This is a genomic window from Mycobacterium angelicum (genome assembly GCF_002086155.1).
In the GTDB taxonomy this organism is placed as follows: domain Bacteria; phylum Actinomycetota; class Actinomycetes; order Mycobacteriales; family Mycobacteriaceae; genus Mycobacterium; species Mycobacterium angelicum.
On sequence record NZ_MVHE01000433.1, the window covers coordinates 1 to 247 of the forward strand.

1 protein-coding gene is annotated in these 247 nt (G+C 79.4%); it reads left to right on the forward strand.

Annotation, left to right across the window (positions count from 1 at the left end; all coding sequences use genetic code 11):
* On the forward strand, positions 1 to 247 hold a 247-nt coding region (locus BST12_RS32765), incomplete at both ends, for a hypothetical protein (protein ID WP_211281451.1).

The window sequence follows — 247 nt, forward strand, 5'->3', positions numbered from 1 at the left end:
GCGGCATGCTGTTCGGCGCCGGCGGGGCTGGCGGCGCCGGCGGGCTGTCACTGACCACCACAGGTGGTGTCGGCGGCACCGGCGGGCATGCCGGGCTGTTCGGCGCCGGCGGCGCGGGCGGGGTCGGTGGAGCTTCGACGAGCGTCACCGCCGGTGCCGGCGGCACCGGCGGTGTCGGCGGCGCCGGCGGGGTGATCAGCGGTGACGGGGGGGTCGGCGGCACCGGCGGGTTGTCCCAGGCCATGAC